17 protein-coding genes are annotated in these 18,968 nt (G+C 63.3%); 16 read left to right on the plus strand and 1 reads right to left on the minus strand.

All coding sequences use genetic code 11. From position 1 onward, the window contains the following. The first annotated feature begins 54 nt into the window (after positions 1-54). From SINAR_RS0101580 to ngg, 6 genes are all read left to right on the plus strand, one after another. Positions 55-1,002, plus strand: coding sequence for an ABC transporter permease (locus SINAR_RS0101580; protein ID WP_027997407.1), 948 nt, complete (start codon positions 55-57; stop codon positions 1,000-1,002). Next, positions 999-2,798: a dipeptide/oligopeptide/nickel ABC transporter permease/ATP-binding protein gene (locus tag SINAR_RS0101585; RefSeq protein WP_027997408.1), complete on the plus strand. Its 1,800-nt coding sequence runs from the start codon at positions 999-1,001 to the stop codon at positions 2,796-2,798. The genes SINAR_RS0101580 and SINAR_RS0101585 overlap by 4 nt, the downstream gene beginning before the upstream one ends. Then, complete coding sequence (locus SINAR_RS0101590; protein ID WP_027997409.1) at positions 2,798-3,595, plus strand: ATP-binding cassette domain-containing protein; 798 nt, start codon at positions 2,798-2,800, stop codon at positions 3,593-3,595. Before SINAR_RS0101585 ends, SINAR_RS0101590 begins: the two co-directional genes overlap by 1 nt. A gap of 6 nt (positions 3,596-3,601) precedes the next feature. Then, the gene (locus tag SINAR_RS0101595) at positions 3,602-4,384 is read left to right on the plus strand and encodes a FadR/GntR family transcriptional regulator (protein ID WP_027997410.1); all 783 of its coding nucleotides are present in this window, start codon (positions 3,602-3,604) and stop codon (positions 4,382-4,384) included. 121 nt (positions 4,385-4,505) lie between these two features. Continuing rightward, positions 4,506-6,281 carry an N-acetylglutaminylglutamine amidotransferase gene (locus tag SINAR_RS0101600; RefSeq protein WP_027997411.1) on the plus strand — a complete coding sequence of 592 codons (1,776 nt, stop codon included), beginning with the start codon at positions 4,506-4,508 and terminating at the stop codon, positions 6,279-6,281. Position 6,282: 1 nt separating this feature from the next. Then, positions 6,283-8,070, plus strand: coding sequence for an N-acetylglutaminylglutamine synthetase (gene ngg / locus SINAR_RS0101605; protein ID WP_027997412.1), 1,788 nt, complete (start codon positions 6,283-6,285; stop codon positions 8,068-8,070). A gap of 9 nt (positions 8,071-8,079) precedes the next feature. On the opposite strand, the gene SINAR_RS0101610 is transcribed toward ngg, so the two are convergent. Next, complete coding sequence (locus SINAR_RS0101610) at positions 8,080-9,150, minus strand: LacI family DNA-binding transcriptional regulator (protein WP_027997413.1); 1,071 nt, start codon at positions 9,148-9,150, stop codon at positions 8,080-8,082. 340 nt (positions 9,151-9,490) lie between these two features. Between SINAR_RS0101610 and SINAR_RS0101615 the strand changes: the two genes are divergently transcribed. The 10 genes from SINAR_RS0101615 (at position 9,491) to SINAR_RS1000000134650 (ending at position 18,968) form a co-directional block, all read left to right on the plus strand. After that, positions 9,491-10,483 carry an autoinducer 2 ABC transporter substrate-binding protein gene (locus SINAR_RS0101615; protein ID WP_027997414.1) on the plus strand — a complete coding sequence of 331 codons (993 nt, stop codon included), beginning with the start codon at positions 9,491-9,493 and terminating at the stop codon, positions 10,481-10,483. A 123-nt stretch (positions 10,484-10,606) separates the two neighbouring features. Next, a complete protein-coding gene (locus tag SINAR_RS0101620) occupies positions 10,607-12,121 on the plus strand; it encodes a sugar ABC transporter ATP-binding protein (protein ID WP_027997415.1) in 1,515 nt (504 codons plus the stop codon). Beyond that, positions 12,114-13,115 (plus strand): ABC transporter permease, encoded by a 1,002-nt coding sequence (locus tag SINAR_RS0101625; protein ID WP_027997416.1) that lies wholly within the window; start codon positions 12,114-12,116, stop codon positions 13,113-13,115. Before SINAR_RS0101620 ends, SINAR_RS0101625 begins: the two co-directional genes overlap by 8 nt. Continuing rightward, complete coding sequence (locus SINAR_RS0101630) at positions 13,112-14,110, plus strand: ABC transporter permease (RefSeq protein ID WP_027997417.1); 999 nt, start codon at positions 13,112-13,114, stop codon at positions 14,108-14,110. The genes SINAR_RS0101625 and SINAR_RS0101630 overlap by 4 nt, the downstream gene beginning before the upstream one ends. A gap of 2 nt (positions 14,111-14,112) precedes the next feature. Beyond that, a complete protein-coding gene (locus tag SINAR_RS0101635) occupies positions 14,113-14,961 on the plus strand; it encodes a sugar phosphate isomerase/epimerase family protein (RefSeq protein WP_027997418.1) in 849 nt (282 codons plus the stop codon). Between the two features lie 46 nt (positions 14,962-15,007). After that, entirely contained in the window at positions 15,008-16,477 is a 1,470-nt protein-coding gene (locus tag SINAR_RS0101640) for an FGGY-family carbohydrate kinase (protein WP_027997419.1), read from the plus strand. After that, positions 16,470-17,165, plus strand: coding sequence for a class II aldolase/adducin family protein (locus SINAR_RS0101645; protein ID WP_027997420.1), 696 nt, complete (start codon positions 16,470-16,472; stop codon positions 17,163-17,165). Before SINAR_RS0101640 ends, SINAR_RS0101645 begins: the two co-directional genes overlap by 8 nt. Positions 17,166-17,412: 247 nt before the next feature. Next, on the plus strand, positions 17,413-18,165 hold the full coding sequence (gene hutC, locus SINAR_RS0101650; protein WP_050577408.1) for a histidine utilization transcriptional repressor HutC: 753 nt from the start codon (positions 17,413-17,415) through the stop codon (positions 18,163-18,165). Continuing rightward, positions 18,165-18,527 (plus strand): substrate-binding domain-containing protein, encoded by a 363-nt coding sequence (locus tag SINAR_RS1000000134645; protein ID WP_150851976.1) that lies wholly within the window; start codon positions 18,165-18,167, stop codon positions 18,525-18,527. The genes hutC and SINAR_RS1000000134645 overlap by 1 nt, the downstream gene beginning before the upstream one ends. 75 nt (positions 18,528-18,602) lie before the next feature. Next, a complete protein-coding gene (locus tag SINAR_RS1000000134650; RefSeq protein ID WP_050577410.1) occupies positions 18,603-18,968 on the plus strand; it encodes a PhnD/SsuA/transferrin family substrate-binding protein in 366 nt (121 codons plus the stop codon).

Consider the following 18,968-nt stretch of genomic DNA (forward strand, 5'->3'; position numbering starts at 1 on the left):
CGGCATGTTCGATTGCCGGCGGCGACAGAAGAGGGATCTCCCGGAGGGTCATCCATGCAGGCCTATGTCGTCAAGCGGCTGATTGCCGTGGTGCCCGTCCTTTTCGGGCTTTCCATCATCGTCTTTCTCGTCATGGCTCTGATCCCTGGCGACACCGCAACGGCCATTCTCGGCTCGTATGCGACGCCGGAAAACGTCGAGCGCATCAATCGTGACCTCGGGCTCGACAAGCCGTTGGTGCAGCAATACGCAATCTGGATCGGCAACGTGCTGCAGGGCGATTTCGGACGGTCCTTCGCGCTGAACCGCCCCGTGATCGACGAGGTCCTGGAACGGTTCCAGGCGACGCTGGTGCTGGCCGGCGTCTCGCTGGTCCTGTGCTCGGTGATCGGGCTTCTTGCGGGTGTGATTTCCGCCGTGCGCCAGTTCGGCTGGGTCGACCGCACCATCACCTTTTTCGTGCTGGCCGGCATTTCGACGCCGTCCTTCTGGCTCGGCCTCCTGCTTATCTATCTCTTCGCCGTTCATTGGCGCATCCTGCCGGCGTCGGGCATGTATGCGGTCTATGGCGGGGGCGACCTGAAGGATCTTCTGCTCCATCTGATCCTGCCCGCGGCTACGCTTGCCGTCGTTGCCGCCGGCGTCATCGCCAGGCTGACGCGCGGTGCGATGCTGGAGGTCCTGCGCCAGGACTATATCCGCACGGCCCGCGCGAAGGGCCTGCCCGAGCGCCGTGTGATCTACGCCCATGCTTTCCGCGCGGCGCTGGTCAGCGTCGTTCCCGCCATCGGCATCCAGGCCGGTTTCGTGCTCGGCGGCGCCGTCTATGTCGAGACGGTGTTCCAGTGGCCCGGCATCGGCGCGATGCTCGTGAAGGCGATCTCGACGCGCGATATCCTGCTGGTGCAGGGCGGCGTGCTCGTCGTCGCAGCCAGCTACGTGCTGTTCAATCTGCTCGCCGACGTCGTTCAGTCCATGCTCGATCCGAGGATTCGTACATGAGTGCCCTCGCAGCATCGCCGGCTCCGCCGACCGGATCGGCACGGATCACCTCCTGGCACCTGCTGCTCAACAACCGTCTCGCCACGGCGGGGCTCCTGCTGCTCGGACTGATCCTGTTGCTGACGGTCCTGGCGCCGGTCCTGCCGCTGCCCGATCCCGATGCCACGGCACCTGCCGACCGGCTGAAGCCTGTGCTGACCGCCGGACATCTTCTCGGCACGGATCAGCTCGGCCGCGACATCCTGAGCCGCCTCCTTTGGGGCACGCGGGTCTCGGTCGCCGTCGGTTTCGCTGCGACCCTCATCGCTGCCGGCATCGGATCGGCGATCGGCATCGTTGCCGGTTATGCCGACGGGCGCACCGACAACGCGATGATGCGCGGCATCGACATGCTGATGGCTTTTCCCTACATCCTGCTGGCGCTCGCCATCGTCGCAGCCCTTGGACCGGGACTGATGAACGCGCTCTATGCGATCGCGCTCGTAAACATCCCGTTCTTTGCCCGTAATGTGCGCGGCGTGACGCTCGGCTACGCCCATCGCGAATTCGTCGATGCGGCGCGGCTCTCCGGCAAGGGGCATCTGTCGATCATTCTCACCGAAGTCCTGCCGAACGTGATGCCCGTCATCGTCATCACCATGTCGACGACGGCAGGCTGGATGATCCTCGAGACGGCCGGGCTCAGTTTCCTCGGTCTCGGCGCGCAACCGCCCCAGGCCGATCTCGGCTCCATGCTGGGCGAGGGGCGAGCGCAGCTCTTTACAGCCCCGCATGTCTCGATCGTTCCGGGCGTGATGATCTTCCTGATCGTCATCAGCCTGAACGTTCTCGGCGACGGAATCCGGGACGTGCTGGACCCGCGCCTTCGCTCGGGCGCTCTCGCGCGGCCGGGTCCGGTTACTGAAGTTGCACCCGGCCGCACCGCGCCCGCAAACACGGCTGAAGGCGCCTCGCTTGCCATCGAGAAGCTGGAAACCGGCTTCCGGAGGGGAAAGAAGATCGTGCCGGCGGTTCGGGAAGTCTCGCTGCATGTGAGGCCGGGCGAATGCCTCGGGCTCATCGGCGAGAGCGGTTCGGGCAAGAGCGTCACCGCCTTGTCCGTCATGGGGCTGGTCGCCTCGCCGCCCGGTGTGATCCGCAACGGTGCGATCTATCTCGGAGGGGAGGATGTGCTTTCCCTGTCCGAAACCGGGCTGATCGCGAAACGCGGCAGCCGTGTCGCCTATGTCTTCCAGGACCCGCTCACGACACTGCACCCAATGTATCCGATCGGGCGCCAGGTGGAGGAGGCGATCGCCGCCCATCAGTCGATCGGTGCGGCAGCGTGCCGTGAAAAGGCGATCGGGCTTCTGGACAAGGTGGGCATCCCGGACGCACGCGAGCGATCCGTGCATTATCCGCACCAGCTTTCGGGCGGCCAACGCCAGCGTGTCGGCATTGCGATGGCGCTCGCCAACGATCCGGAAATCATCATTGCAGACGAGCCGACGACCGCGCTGGACGTGACCGTTCAGGCCCGCATTCTGCAGCTCCTGCGCGATCTTCAGCGCGAGCGGGGGATGGCACTGCTCTTCATAACACACGACTTCGGCATCGTTTCGGAGTTCTGCGACCGCGTGGCCGTGATGAAGGATGGCGAGATCGTCGAAACCGGGAACACCCGGGAGGTGCTCGCCAATCCGCAGCATGCCTATACGAAACGGCTGATCGCCTGCGTGCCCGAGCTTGGAACGGGCGAGCGTTTCCTGGATCGTGTCGCGGGGCTTTTCGCGGGCGGCACGGCGGAGGTGGCATGATGGCGAGTACTGCCATTCAGGTTCGGGGCCTTTCCAAGACCTTCGGCGGAGGGCGTAATCTTTTCGGGAAGGCAAGGCACGAGATAAAGGCCGTGAAGGCGGTGTCGCTCGACGTTGCACGGGGCGAAACGCTCGCCGTGGTCGGCGAAAGCGGGTCAGGCAAGAGTACGCTCGCCCGCATGCTTGTCGGCCTCGAGGAGCCTACGTCCGGCAGCATGCTGATCGGCGGCAGGGATGCGGCGGCGCTTCGGCGATCCGGCCCGAGGGCCTTCGGCAAGACGATCCAGTATGTCTTCCAGGATCCGGTCGCTTCGCTCAATCCGCGCAAGACGATTCGTGAGATCCTTGATACGCCGCTGAAGCTTTTGTGCAGCTACGAGGCGCCGCGCCGACGCGCGCGGATGCAGGAGTTGCTTCATGCGGTGCAGATGCCTGAGGACACGCTCTTGCGCTACCCGCACGAGTTTTCCGGCGGACAGGCGCAGCGGATCGCCATCGCGCGGGCACTCGCGACCGAGGCCGAAATCATCGTGCTCGACGAACCGGTGAGTGCGCTTGACGTGTCCATCCAGGCGCAGGTCCTGCTTCTGCTTCGCGATCTGAAGGAGCGCTTCGGCCTTTCCTATCTCTTCATCAGCCACGATCTCGCGGTGGTCGAGGCGATCTCGGACCGGGTGGCGGTGATGTATTTCGGCGAGGTGGTCGAGACCGCACCGGCCGCCCGCCTTTTTGCCGACCCTGAGCACGCCTATACACGACAGCTGGTCGCAAGCGCGCCCCGCATCAGGAGAGAGTAACGGTTCATGCCAGTGGTCATCGAAAATAAGAAGGTACGCGGTGGAGACGGTCAGCGCCTCTTTGTTCCGGCCGAGCGAACGAAACGGAGACCGGAGGCGATCGCCGATCGCATCAAGGACTACATCCGCTCGGAAGGACTGGGACCCGGCGATCGCCTGCCGCAGGAACGCGACCTGATCGACACGTTCAAGGCGGCCAAGGGGACCGTACGCGAGGCGATGAAAGCGCTGGAGACGCAGGGCCTCGTCTTCACGCGCAGCGGTCCGGGAGGCGGCGCCTTCGTCGCCAAGCCCTCGGCGCGGCACGCGATGGAGCTTCTGTCGACCCACTTCTTCTTCGATCAGCCGAGCATTTCCGACATCTATGCCATCCGAAAGATGCTGGAGCCGGAAGTCGCGGCCCTGCTGGCCGGCAGGGTGACCCGGGAGGATCTCGTCGCCCTCGAAAACACGATCCGCATCTACGATCATCCCCCCGCGGATCTGGACGAACAATATCGCCAGCGCGTCGCCGAACTCGATTTTCATTCGATGCTGGCGCAGCTCTGTCCGAACCCGCTTCTCGGCTTCGTCTGCGGGCTCATGCACAATCTGCTGCGTGAACTCCCGGCCGCGCGGGCGATCTATGCCGACCCGACGTCGCTTTCACGCGAAACGGGCCTGTCCTTCCAGTACCGGCTCATGGCCGCCCTCAAGGACGGGCGGTCGGAAGATGCGCGCGCGATCGCCGCCGAGCATATGGCTTTCGCCGAAAACTATATGCTCGAACGCGCAGCCGCGACCGAATGAGGCCCATGGTGGAACTGTGGGCCCGGTGGGGCATTGGATTTTCATGACGACGCCGGGCCGCGGATCGATCCCCGGCCTGGCGTCGCGTCTCGTACCAACAATGGAGGTTTCGACCCGGTTCATGTGTGGAATTTGCGGAGAAGTCAGGTTCGATGGCGGTTCGCCGTCGGTTACGGCAGTCTCGACCATGGCGGACGTCCTTGCCCCGCGCGGGCCGGATGGATCAGGCGTGGTGGTGCGGGGCAATGTCGGGCTGGGACATCGGCGATTGCGGATACTCGACCTCTCCGACAAGTCGCAGCAGCCGATGGTCGATCCCGACCTCGGCCTGTCGCTTGTCTTCAACGGCTGCATCTACAATTTCCGCGAACTGAGGTCGGAGCTTGAAGCGAAGGGCTACAGATTCTTCTCCTCCGGCGATACAGAGGTCATCCTGAAGGCATGGCATGCATGGGGTGAGGAATGCGTCTCCCGGTTCCACGGCATGTTCGCCTTCGTCATCCACGAGCGTGACAGCGGCCGTGTCGTGATGGCGCGCGACCGTTTCGGCATCAAGCCGCTCTATATTGCCGAAGTGCAAGGCGCCTTGCGCTTTGCTTCCACCTTGCCCGCGCTCGTCAAGGCGGGTGGCGTCGACACCTCGATCGACGTGGCAGCGCTTCACAACTACATGACGTTCCATGCGGTCGTGCCGCCGCCGCGCACGATCCTGAATGGCGTGCGCAAGCTGCCGCCTGCGACCCTCCGCGTTTACGGACGCGACGGCAGCTTCAAGGACCGGCGCTATTGGGATCCGCCCTATCGCCGGCAGGCGGGCGACGCAGCTATTAGCCGCGAGGAATGGCAGGAACTGCTTCTGGACGCGCTGCGCATTGCCGTGAAGCGTCGCATGATCGCCGACGTGCCGGTCGGCGTGCTTCTTTCCGGCGGCGTCGATTCAAGCCTGATCGTCGGGCTTCTCGCGGAAGCGGGCCAGCGCGGCCTCATGAGCTTCTCCGTCGGATTCGAGGAGGCCAATGGCGAAAAGGGCGACGAATTCGTCTATTCGGACCTGATCGCCAGTCATTTCGGTACGGACCATCGCAAGATCTTCGTGCCCTCGGCCGATCTGATGGGCGCCTTGCCCGGAACCATCGCCGCTATGTCCGAGCCGATGGTCTCCTACGACAATGTCGGCTTTTATCTGCTGTCGAAGGAGGTCTCCAAACACGTCAAGGTCGTACAGTCGGGGCAGGGCGCGGACGAGGTCTTCGGCGGTTATCACTGGTACCCGCCGCTGATGAACTCCAACAACGTCGTCGCCGATTACGGCAAGGCCTTCCGCGACCGTTCCCATGAGGTCCTGGCCACCCAGTTGTCGGATGCCTGGATCGCTGAGCGCGACGTGAGCGGCGACCTGCTGAAAGAGCATCTCCTGCGCGACGGTGCCGATACGCCCGTCGATCAGGCGCTCCGTCTCGACAGCAACGTCATGCTCGTCGACGATCCCGTAAAGCGCGTCGACAATATGACGATGGCCTGGGGCCTGGAAGCGCGCGTGCCCTTCCTCGACCACGAGCTCGTGGAACTTGCCGCGCGCATACCGCCGGAGGAGAAGCTGCGCGACGGCGGCAAGGGAATTCTGAAGGATGTGGCGCGCCGGGTCATTCCGAGCGAGGTCATCGACCGCAAGAAGGGCTATTTCCCTGTGCCGCAGCTTAAATATATCGCCGGTCCTTACCTCGACCTGATACGTGACACCCTGCGCTCGCAGAAGGCGCGTGAGCGGGGTCTCTTCCGCGACGCTTACCTCGATCGTCTTTTCGCGCGGCCGTCGGATCACATCACGCCGCTGCGCGGCTCCGAACTGTGGCAGGTCGGACTGCTCGAGATGTGGCTTGAGGCGCAGGGGGTGTAGCATGAAGAAGACGCGCGAGATCGCGTTGCCGCGTCAACGCAGCAAAGGCACCAAAGCCGTCACCCACCGGCTGAAACGTTTGCGGACGCGTGCTCAGCCGAGCCGCGACACCGAGGGGTCGGGAGCCTCTGGGGGGATGAAGCGGGACGTCGTGCTCGACTGCGGTTGGGGCAGGCTGCTGTTTGCGCAGACCTTTTCCGACGACGAGAAGCTCCTGTCCGAGCTGCGCGAGGAAGCTCCCTCGAGCCGGGACATTGCCTTCTATGTCCGGGATCCGCATGTGCTTCTGTCACGGGCCCCGCAGGAGATTTTCCTCGATCCGTCCCACACCTATCGGCTCGACCTGTGGACCTACCGTGCCAATACCCGCCGCACGCGCGGCATCACGATCCGCAGGCTCGCTTCGGAATCCGATGGTGACGGCATCAACCGGGTCTATGCCGCCTGCGGCATGGTTCAGATCCGATCCGATTTCTTCTCTTCCGAGAGGGACGACCGGTCGCTGACCTATTTCGTGGCGCAGGACGACGCCACGGGCGATATCGTCGGCACGGTCACCGGGATCGACCACCAAAGACTGTTCAATGATCCGGACCGTGGCGCCTCGCTGTGGTGCCTCGCGGTTCATCCGCAGGCGCGCCAGCCGGGCATCGGCGAACAGCTGGTTCGAAAGCTTGCCGAGCATTTCCAGGCCCGTGGCCTTTCCTATGTCGACCTGTCGGTCATGCACGACAATACCTTGGCGATCGGGCTCTATGAGAAGCTGAATTTCCGGCGCATGCCGCTTTTCGCCATCAAGCGGAAGAATGCGATCAACGAGAAGTTCTTCGCGATGCCGCATCAATCCTACGATGCGCTCAATCCCTATGCGCGGCTGATCGTGGATGAGGCGACGCGGCGCGGGATCCATGTCGAGATCACCGATGCGGAAGGCGGGTTCTTCCGCCTGTCCCATGGCGGCCGCTCGATCCACTGCCGCGAAAGCCTTTCGGAGCTGACTTCCGGCGTCGCGATGTCGATTTGCGACGACAAGGCGATTACCCGCCGCATGGTCTCCGCCGCCGGGCTTGTCGTCCCGGACCAGATGGAAGTGGGGGAGGATCGAAAGGCCATTCGCGCCTTTCTCCAAGAACACGGCAAGCTCGTGGTCAAGCCGGCGCGCGGAGAGCAGGGCCGGGGCATTTCGGTGGGCATCACAACGATGGAGGCGCTGGAAGAGGCAATCGCGTCGGCCCGCCAGGTCTGCGACCGGGTCCTGCTGGAAGCGTTTTTCGAGGGAGAGGACCTCCGCCTCGTGATCATCGACTATACGCTCGTTGCCGCCGCCGTTCGTTTGCCGCCACGCGTCATTGGCGACGGCCGCAGCAAGATCGCCTCCCTCATTGAGAAGCAGTCGCGCCGGCGCGAAGCCGCAACGGGCGGCGAGAGCCGGATTCCGCTCGACGCGGAAACCGATCGCTGTCTTGCGGAGCAGGGGCTCGATCGCGAAACGGTACTGGACGAGGGACGGGAGATTACCGTGCGCAAGGCCGCCAATCTCCATGCCGGCGGGTCGATCCACGACGTGACGGCGATGGTGCATCCCGACCTCGTCGAGGCCGCCTGCCGTGCGGCGCGGGCGATCAACATCCCGGTGGTCGGCATCGACCTGATGGTTCGCGATCCGGCGGAGCCGACTTACGTCTTTATCGAGGCAAACGAGCGTCCCGGCCTGGCAAATCACGAACCGCAGCCGACGGCGGCAAGCTTTATCGAGCTGCTATTCCCCGGCAGTCGCACGGCGGTGTAGCGGGTCCCGTCATTCCTGAGGCACCTCGCTGTCCATCAGCGCATCGAGCGGACCGATCAGCGCCGTTCTCGGCGGCACGAGCTGCGGCTCGATCATGTGTATTTGCAACGATGCTCTCGGTTCTTCGATCACTTCGAAAGCTTTTGCGATCATTCCCTCGATATTCTGCCGGATCATGATCACGGGGAAGGGGAGGAAGGAGGCGAACGGATCGTAATCGTAGCAGCCGACGACGAGATCCGTGAAATTCTCGAGCGGATGCTCGGCCATGAAACGCAGCAACCCCTCGAAATTTATCGATGAGTTGACGAAGAAGCCGCGCGGCAGTTTCCCATGCTGTTCGTAGAACGCTTCGAAGGCCTTTCGGGCATTGTCGGCGGCATAGCCGGTCGGCCATATGCATTCGTCCGGATCGCTTCCCAGCAGCTCCTGCTTTACCGCCCGAAATCCGCGGATGCGCTCGCGGGTGGCGTGATCATCGCGGCCGCCGAACAGGTAGAGGTCGTCGGGCTCGAGCGGCCGCTCGGCGGGGAAGTGCCTGATGATCGCCTCGGTCAGACGGCGGCCGCCTTTGAAATTGTCGCTGATGACCGACGGCACTTTCGTGCCGGGAAGATCGATGTTGATATGCCTTAGGCCGGCCGCTTCGCAGACTTCGTGCACGCCATCGGGATCCGTCGCACCGCAGATGAACAATTCGTCGATGGAATAGGAGATCAGCGTTTCGGCCGTCCTGCGCTCCTGCTCCGGGTCCCGGCTGGCGCTGACGACGATCGGACATTGGCCCTTGCTGCGCACATGCGCCTCGAAGGTCTGGGCGAGCGAAGAAAAGTAGCGGTTGTCGTGCACGGGCAGGAGCAGCCCGACGAGGCCGGAACGGGAACTGCGCAGGCCCCGCGCTTGCCGGTTTGCAGTGTACTGATGGGTCTCGGCGAGGCTTCGGATGAGCTCCGCGGTGCTCTCCTTGATCCGTCGCTTGCGCCACGTGCCGTTCAGCACCGCGCTGACGGTAGAGGGCGAACTTCCGGAAAGCACCGACAGATCGTAGATCGTCGCCTTTTTCCTGATACCGTTCGTCATCCGAGCCTCCTCCAAAAACCCTTGGTGCATTCCCGCTTTTCGACGAGTGTCGGAAACGCTCTAACCCTCTGTTTTGCCGCAACTCCGGGCGGAAAGCCGCGACCCACTTTTCCTGGAATTGCTCTAGTGCCGATTTCGGCTTGACGAAAGATCAAGTCTGCATGATAGTCATTGCACCATCGATTGTGCAAAAAAGAAATATCGATTGTGCAAATTGTTGGTGCCGTCTGAGGAGGCGGCCGTCAGCGGCGGGGCATTCCCTTCCGTCCATGAGAATATTGGAGGCCGGAGCGTGAAGCGTCCGGGAGCGTTCCCTTTAGGGAACTTGTGGAGGAGAGACATGATCAGAAAAATTCTGGCTGCCGCTCTGGCGGCGTCGCTTTCGCTTGCGGGCGCTTACGTCGCCGCGGCGCAGGATTCTGGCAAGGTCGGCGTCGTCGTCAAGATCGGCGGCATACCGTGGTTCAACGCCATGGAGGCGGGTATCAAGGAGCGCGGCGAAAAGCTTGGCGTCGACGCATTCATGGTCGGGCCGACGAGTGCCGACCCGGCGCTGCAGGTCCGAGCGATCGAAGACCTGATCGCCCAGAACGTCAAGGTGATCGGCGTCGTTCCCAACGATGCCAAGGTGCTGGAGCCGGTGCTCACCAAAGCCAAGGAAAAGGGCATCATCGTCATTACGCATGAGTCTCCGAGCCAGAAGGGCGCCGACTGGGACTTCGAGCTGGCATCCTCCACCGGCTTCGGTGAAGCCCATGCCAAGCTGCTTGCGGAGAAGATGGGCGGCAAGGGCGAATATGCGGTCTTTGTCGGCTCGCTGACCGTTCCGTTGCATAATGCCTGGGCGGATGCGGCAATCGAATACCTCAAGAAGAATCATCCCGAGATGACGCTCGTCGGCGAGCGCTACGGCGTCGCAGAGGATGTCGACAAGAGCCGTTCGACGGCGCTCGACCTGATCTCCGCTCATCCGAACCTCAAGGGCTTCCTCGCTTTCGGGAGCCAGGGCCCGATCGGCGCCGGCCGCGCCATCGAGGAGCGCCGCAAGGTCGGCGAAATCTTCGTTCTCGGGCCCTTCTCGCCCGGCCAGGGCCAGAAGCTCATCAAGTCCGATGCGATTTCCGGCGGCTTCATGTGGAATCCCAAGCAGGCCGGCGAAGTCTTCGTAACGCTCGCCGACAAGCTCATGAAGGGCGAGGAAATCAAGGACGGCGAGGAAATCGAAGGTCTCGGCGTGATCCACCCGGACTTCGAAAACCGCAACATCATCGTCGACCAGCTCGTGCCGATCAACAAGGAGACGGTCGCCGACCTCGCGGCAATGGGCCTCTGACCGGACAGAAGTTGGGCGGGAGCCAAATGCATCCCGCTCACCAACGGGTTCTCCCGGCTGCTGGGCCGGCTCCGGCCGGCCTGGCAGATCCCCTGGAAACACCATCGATGGGCCTCGAAAAGGATGCACCAGTCGGCAAGCGCGGCGAGTACGGACAAGCCGCTTCTGTCTCTTCGCAACATCAACATGACCTTCGGCGGCGTCAAGGCACTGAAGAATGTCGGCTTCGATGTGCGCCCGGGCGAGGTGCACTGCCTGGCCGGAGAGAACGGTTGCGGCAAGAGCACGCTCATCAAGGTGATCACGGGCGTCTACCGCCCGGCCGAAGGGGCGGTCATCGAATATGACGGGGAGACCTATTCGCATATGTCGCCGGTCACCGCTCAGGACCGCGGCATTCAGGTCATCTGGCAGGATCTCGCCCTCTTCCCCGAAATGAGCGTTGCGGAAAACATCGCCTTTCGCGAAGTGCTCGGCGGCCGGCCGCGGCTGGTGGACTACGGCCGCATGCGCCGGATCGCCGTCGACGCGCTGGGCCGGCTGGGCGTCACGCTCGACGTCGACCTGCCGCTCAAGGAATATGCGATCGCCCAGCGTCAGATCGTGGCGATTGCCCGGGCGCTGGTCGGGGAGGCGAGACTGGTCTTCATGGACGAGCCGACGGCATCATTGACCCAGTCGGAGACGGACCATCTGCTCGAAATCGTCCGCAGCCTCTCCGCGTCAGGCGTCGCAGTCGTTTTCGTCAGCCATCGGCTTGCCGAGGTGCTGGAGATTTCAAGCCGCATCACGGTCTTGCGCGACGGTGCGCTGGTCGGGGTCTATCCCGCCGCCGGCATGACGCAGTCGAAAATCACCGAGCTCATGACCGGCAAGACCTTCGATCAGCAGGTCCGCGCGCGATCGCAGGAGGACCAGCCGGCCGTACTCGAGGTTCGCGGTCTCACCCGGCCAGGCGAGTTCGAAGACATTTCGCTGACCGTTCGCCGCGGCGAGACGGTCGGCATAACCGGTTTGCTCGGGGCAGGGCGGACCGAACTGGCACTCGCCCTTTTCGGCATGACGAGGCCCGGTTCGGGCACGATTTCCATCGACGGCCGGGAGGTCCGCTTCGCTTCGAACCGCGACGCGATCAAGGCCGGTATCGCCTACCTGTCGGAGGACCGTTTGTCACTCGGGCTCATCCAGCCGCAGCCGATCGCCGACAATCTGGTCATCGCCTCGCTGCGCAAGATACTCTCCGGGGGTCTGCTTTCCGAAGACCGCAAACGAAGTCTCGTCGGCCGCTGGATCGCCGATCTCGGCGTCAAGATCGGCCGCCAGTCCGATGCGATCTCGACGCTGTCCGGCGGCAACCAGCAGCGCGTGGCAATCGCCAAATGGCTTGCGACCGATCCCAAGCTGTTGATCCTCGATTCACCTACAGTCGGCGTCGATGTCGGGGCACGCGCCGGCATCTTCGACATCGTCGCCAAGCTCGCCGAGAGCGGGCTTGCGATCATCCTGATCTCGGACGAGGTGCCGGAAGTCTATTTCAACGCCGACCGTGTCCTGCACATGGCGCAGGGGCGCATCGTCGGCACCTATGATCCGCGCCGGACGCGGCTGGAAGAGATCGAGGCGGCCGTCTATGCGTAGTCTGATCCGCACTCACGCAACCGAGTTTTCGCTGCTGGCGGTCATCGTCGCCATCAGCGCTGTGCTCTCCTTCGCAACGACGAACTTCTTCTCGCTCGGCAACGCCTTCGATCTCTTGAACATCAGCGCGGTCAACATCATCTTCGCAGTCGGCCTCCTGGTGGTGCTGATCGCCGGTGGCATCGACATCTCCTTTGCCGTTGCCGCTTCCGTCGTCCAGTACGGTACGGCGATCGCGCTGGGCTGGATTGGCGGCGGCGGCTGGATCTCCGGGCTTCTCATCGCCGGCTCGCTGGGCGTGCTGCTCGGCTGCTTCAATGCCTTCCTGATCCACCGTTTCCGGATCATTTCGATCGTCGCCACGATCTCCACCTTCAACATCTATTTCGGATTGCTGATGTTCTTCACGCGTGGCGTGTCGATCTACGACCTGCCCGATTGGCTGACGGACCGGGTGATCCTCTTCGAACGTGAAATGCCCGACGGTACCTGGATCGAAATCACGCTTCCGGTGCTCGTCATGATCGTCTGCGTGGTCGCGACCTGGACACTGATCACGCGCACCACGATCGGCCGGCAGCTTTACGCCTTCGGCGACAATCCGGAAGGCGCCCGGCGCTTCGGCATCAATATCGGTGTCATGCAATTCATCGCCTTCGGCTGGCTTGGCCTAATGGCCGGCGTCGGGGGGCTGATCCAGGCGCATTATGCTCAGGAGGTCGTGCCGAATGCGCTCTATGGCCGCGAGCTCGACGTGCTTGCCGCGGTCGTCCTGGGCGGAGCGCGCCTGGGTGGCGGCAAGGGGACGGTGCTCGGCTGCGTGCTCGGCGTGCTTTTGATCTCGATCACCCAGAACGGTCTCAATCTGATGGGTGTGTCGCCCTTCGCCTTCAAGATGATCATCGGCGCCATCATCCTGATCGCCATCACCCTTTCCAACACGCGGATCGAGCGTCTGCTGCCTTTTATTGGTCAAAGGGGAACGAGACGATGACCACAGTCTTCGAAAGGATCAAGGTCGCGGCAGGTCCGGAAATGGCTGGTCCGGGGCTCGCTTTCATCGCCGTCGTCCTCATTTTCGGCATTGCCTCGCCGCAATTCCTGAGCGCCGCAACATTCGGATCCGTCGCCTTTCAGCTTCCCGAACTCGGGCTCCTCACGCTTGCCATGCTGCTTCCGATCCTGACGGGCGGCCTCAATCTCGCAATCACATTCACCGCGAATGTCGCGGGACTGACCGCCGCCTGGGTGCTGAAAGCAAACGGCGGTGTCGATGCGGGTCTCGGCATTTTTCTCGTCGCCGCACTCCTCGCCCTGATGGTCGGGGCGGCGAGCGGAGCCGTAATGGGCCTGGTGATCGCCTTTACCCGCGCCCACCCGATCCTCGTGTCTTTGTCGATGATGATCTTCCTGCGCGGGCTCGGAGAATTCCTGACGCGGGGCGGCGACATCTCCGGTTTTCCCGCCTTCGTCGGCGTGATCGGCCATGGCTCGATCGCCGGCATCCCGGTGCCGCTGATCGTCTTCGTCGTCTGCGTGCTCGCCTGGCACCTGCTTCTCGGCCGCACCAAGCTCGGCTTCAACACCTATATGATCGGCTCAAACCTCGAGGCGACGCGCTATTCCGGCATCAACACGCGCAAGGCGATCGTGCTCGTCTACACGCTGTCCGGCATCATGTGTGCGATCGCCGGCATCATCATGCTGGCGCGGTTCAATTCCGTGCGCATCGGCCACGGCGAATCCTACCTGCTGATCACGGTGCTTGCGTGCTTTCTCGGTGGCGTCGATCCGTTCGGCGGCTTCGGCCGGGTGATCCCCGTCTTCGTTGCGCTGGTGGTGCTGCAGCTTCTCTCGTCCGGGCTCAATCTCGTCGGAGCCAACCAGCATCTCGCGACCGCCGTCTGGGGCATCCTTCTTGTCGTCGTGATGATCCTGCGTTGGGCCGTTTCCAGGATCAGGATTTCAATTGTCAGAAGAGGATCATGACCATGCAGGGTTTTGGCGTCCATACGAGCATGTGGACAATGAACTGGGACCGTCCGGGGGCCGAGCGGGCGGTAGCGGCCGCAGTCAAATACAAGGTCGACTTCATCGAGATACCGATGCTTAATCCACCTGCCGTCGACACGGAGCACACCCGCGCGCTTCTCGAGAAAAACCGCCTGCGCGCGGTTTGCTCGCTCGGCCTGCCGGAGCGGGCCTGGGCGTCGGTGCGGCCAGAGGCGGCGATCGACCATCTTAAAATCGCCATCGACAAGACGGCCGATCTTGGCGGGGAGGCGCTGTCGGGCGTGATCTATGGCGGTATCGGCGAGCGGACCGGCGTGCCCCCGACCGTGGACGAGTATGACAACATCGCCCGCGTGCTGCAGGCCGCTGCCAAGCACGCCAAGACGCGCGGCATCGAACTCGGGGTCGAGGCCGTCAACCGCTATGAGAACCACCTGATCAATACCGGCTGGCAGGCGGTCAAGATGATCGAACGGGTCGGAGCCGACAACGTCTTCGTGCACCTCGATACCTATCACATGAACATCGAGGAAAAAGGTGTCGGCAAAGGCATCCTCGATGCCCGCGAGCACCTGAAATACATCCATCTGTCCGAAAGCGACCGCGGCACGCCGGGCTACGGCACCTGCGGCTGGGACGAGATTTTTTCGACGCTTGCGGCGATCGGCTTCAAGGGCGGCCTCGCCATGGAAAGCTTCATCAACATGCCGCCGGAAGTGGCCTATGGCCTTGCCGTCTGGCGCCCGGTCGCAAAGGACGAGGAAGAGGTGATGGGCAACGGCCTGCCGTTCCTGCGCAACAAGGCCATGCAGTACGGCCTGATCTGAAGGAGCTCGCAGCGGAGAAGGTCGAGGAGAAGAAGACGTGGGTGCGATGATCGGGCGGGACAGCGGAGCGGCTTCGATAGCGGTCCTCGACGTCGGCAAGACCAATGTCAAGCTGAGTGCCGTCACAGCCGACGGGATGGTGGTCGAGACGATCAGCGTCCCCAATCCCGTCCTCCCCGGGCCGCCCTGGCGCCACCATGATCTCACGAGTCTGGGCGAATGGGTTTTCGAGACCCTGGCGGCTCTGTCGCGGCGCCATGAACTTGCCGCCGTCGTCGCGGCAGGGCACGGCTCGGGCGGCGTTCTGACCGGTGCGGATCCGGACGCCGGCGATGGCGCCGCGCTCCCGATGATCGACTACGAGCAGCCGCTGCCGCCGGAGATTCGCGACGGCTACGCGCCGCTTGCCGGTACGTTTTTCGACCGCGGCAGCGCGACCATGCATGGCGCGACCCATCAGGCTCGCCAGCTTTTTTGGATGGAGGAGCGCGAACCGCGTGCTTTCGGGAAAGCCCGCTGGTATCTCGGCCTGCCGCAATATTGGGCTTGGCGTCTTTCCGGTGTCGCCGCGTCGGAAGCGAGCCTTCTCGGGGCCCAGTCGCATCTCTGGAATGTCGCCGAAAGGCGCTTCTCGCCGATCGTCGCTGCCCGCGGCTGGGAGCGGCTGATGCCGCCGTTCTCGAAGGCCTGGCAGACGCTTGGGCCGATCCGGCCCGAACTGGTCCGGAGGTTCGGACTCCCGGCAGAAATGCGCGTGCTTACGGGCGGCCACGACAGCAGCCTTAATCATTATCGCTATCACGCTGCCGGACTGAGGGATTTCACGGTAATTTCGACGGGTACCTGGATCGTCGGCTTTTCACGCACGACACCGATCGAGCGCCTCGACGAGAACAGAGGCATGACGCTCAACAGCGACGTTTTCGCAAACCGTCTCGGCGGTATCCTCACAATGGGCGGACGGGAATTCTCCCATATCGCCGGCGCCGATCCGCCGCGGGACGACGTCCCGCCCGAGGTCCTCGAGCGTCTCGTTTCGCAGCGGACCATCGCGGTGCCCTCCTTCGGCGACGATGATGGTCTCTTCCCCGGCAGCGCCGGACGCGGGCGCGTCCTTGGACCTGCCGAGACGGCAATGGAGCGCAAGGCCCTGGCGCTCCTTTATTGCGCGCTCCTGACCGCGGAATGCATCGAGACGCTTTCCGCCGATCGCCTCGTCGTGCTCGACGGCAGCTTCCTGCGCGATCCCCTCTATGCGGGCGTCGTTGCGGCATTGCTTCCCGAGCGCCGGGTGCGCTTCAATCTCGACGCCTATGGCGTTGCCGCCGGTGCGGCGCTGCTTGCCGGTCACGAGGCGCGTGCGGGGCCGGCGCCGCTGGCCCTCAGCGAGCCCGTCGATCTTGCGCGGCTCAATCCCGACCTTTCCCGCTATGGCGCCGATTGGCGCGCGATCGCCCGCGCAGTGGCAGGCAACAGAGATAAATTCCGGAACACGAAAGGAAAACTTCATGGCTGAGACGGACAAGCTGGCACTCCGGCGGGAAATGGTGGACATCTGCCGGCGGATGAATTCGAGCGGCATCAACCAGGGCACGGCCGGCAATCTTTCCGTCCGCACCGATGACGGCTTCCTCATCACGCCGTCCTCCATGCCCTATGACACGATGCAGCCGGAAGACCTGGTGGAGATGGGCTTCGACGGCACCTATGTGGGCCATCGGCCCTCATCGGAGTGGCGCTTCCATCGCGACATTCTGCGCGCGCGCACGGATATCGACGTGGTCCTGCATTGCCACTCGATCTACGCGACGACACTCGCATGCCATCACAAGACCATTCCGAGCTTTCACTACATGACGGGGATTGCCGGCGGCACGACCATCCGCTGCGCCGAATATGCGACCTTTGGCACACAGGCCCTGTCGGACAATGCGCTTGTCGCGCTCAAGGACCGCCTTGCCTGCCTGCTCGGCCAGCATGGTCAGATATCGCTCGGCAAGACGCTGGAACAGGCCTTGTGGCTCGCGATCGAAGTCGAAACGCTTTCGCGGATCTATGTCCAGGCTCTCACACTCGGCGAGCCTCCCGTGCTGCCGGACGAGGAAATGGAGCGGGTGATCGCCCAGATGCGGCGCATGAGCTATGGCCAGGCGCCGGACCCGGAGGGCGTCAACGACGTGGCGCGCCCGCGCGGCGCCTCGTGAGCCGGTGAGATCATTCCTGCTCGGATGAATTCAGGTTTGAGCCCCGTCCGGTCAGATCGTAACGGCGAAACAGCGGAGCGGGGGCTGAGACGCGGGACGCGGGCGGAAAACCGCACACACATTTCCTGGGCTTGCTTCAGCGGCCACCTTCCGGCGGATGGCTCTGGACGGCGTGCGCTGGCCGTTGACAAGGCCAGGCATGTATATACAATTGCCGTCACGATTTCTTTTCGGAATATTTTGGAAATTGCGTGATCACCAAACAAATCGCAGGGCCGGCGTTCCGATCAGCCAGCAGATCAAGGAATACATCCTTGAGGAGATAAGCTCCGGCCGATGGGTGGCAGGGGACAAGGTGCCCTCCGAAGCGCAACTTTCGGAGAGATTCTCCGCTTCTCGCATGACGGTCAACAGGGCGGTGAGGGAACTGACCGTTGAAGGCCGGCTGCACCGGATTCAGGGCTTGGGCACCTTCGTATCGGATTTCAAGCCGCTTGCGCCGCTGATCGAGATTCGCAGCATTGCGGAAGAGATCGCCCTGCGCGGCGGCGTTCATTCCTGCACGCCCATCCATGTCGGCGAAGGCCCGGTCACCACTCAGGAGGCGGAGTGGCTGCGTTTGCCGCCGCGTAGTCGCGTCTATCGGCTCAAAGCGGTCCATAAGCAGGATGGCGTGCCGATCCAGTTCGAAAACCGGATCGTCAATCCCGCCTTCTGCCCGAATTTTCTCGACCTGGATTTCACCAAGGCGACAGCATCCGACTATCTTCTGAAAAACGTCAAGTTCACCGAGGTCGAGCACCGGGTCGATGCGGTCCGGCCCACGCCGGAAGTCAGCAAGTTGCTCGAAATCAACGAAAACGACCCCTGCCTTCGGCTAGTGCGCAGAACCTGGTCGGAGGGTCGGCTGATCACCTATGTCCAGCTTATCCATCCGGGCGATTCGTTCTGTCTGGTCGGAAGGTTTCAAGGCCGCGGAATCGCAAAGGTAGTCGCATGATGATCGCTTGCACACGGATGTATAATCTCAACCCGGCGGTGACGGGTCATTGGCGCGATCTCGTCGCCAAGGTTGCCGCAAATGCCGAACTGCGGCTCGAATTCATCGAGTATCCGGCGCCCCAGCCTCTGGATGAACTGTGGGACCGCCCCGACCTCGGAGCGGTATTCATGTGCGGTTGGCCGTTTCTGAAGCGCTCGCCGGGGCCTCAGATCGTCGCGGCGCCGATGCCCGACGATCCCGATTGCGAGGGTGCAAGCTATTGCACCCACTTGGTCGTGCGCGCCGATGGACCTTTCGAAACCCTCGAAGACACGTTCGGCGGGCGAATCGCATGGACCGATCCCGGCTCGCAATCCTGATTCAATGCGCCGCGCAAACTGCTCCTCCAATATCGGCAGCCGGGCGCAAATCTCTATCGCGAACACGTCGGGCCGGTGATTACGCCGCGCGCGTCCCTGCAGTCGGTTCTGGAGGGCAGGGCCGATGTGGCGCCGCTCGACAGCTATTTCCACGCCCTGCTCAAACGCCACGAACCGGAGACGGCAGGGCGGCTGCGGGTAGTCGCCCGCACGCAGCCCACGGCCAACCCCATGCTCGTCGCCTCGCAGGAGATCGATCCGCGGATCGTACGGCGGCTGGGCGAAGCTTTCGAGGAGGCGAGACAGGATCCGGCGCTGCAAACGCACCTGGAAGCGCTTTGCCTGCTCGGCTTTGCACGCGTTCCCGACCCGGAGCGCTACCGCATCCTGGGCGAATGGGACCGCGAAGCGATCGCTGCAGGTTATCTGATGCCGTGCTGA

It is taken from the genome of Sinorhizobium arboris LMG 14919, from assembly GCF_000427465.1.
Taxonomy (GTDB): Bacteria; Pseudomonadota; Alphaproteobacteria; order Rhizobiales; family Rhizobiaceae; genus Sinorhizobium; species Sinorhizobium arboris.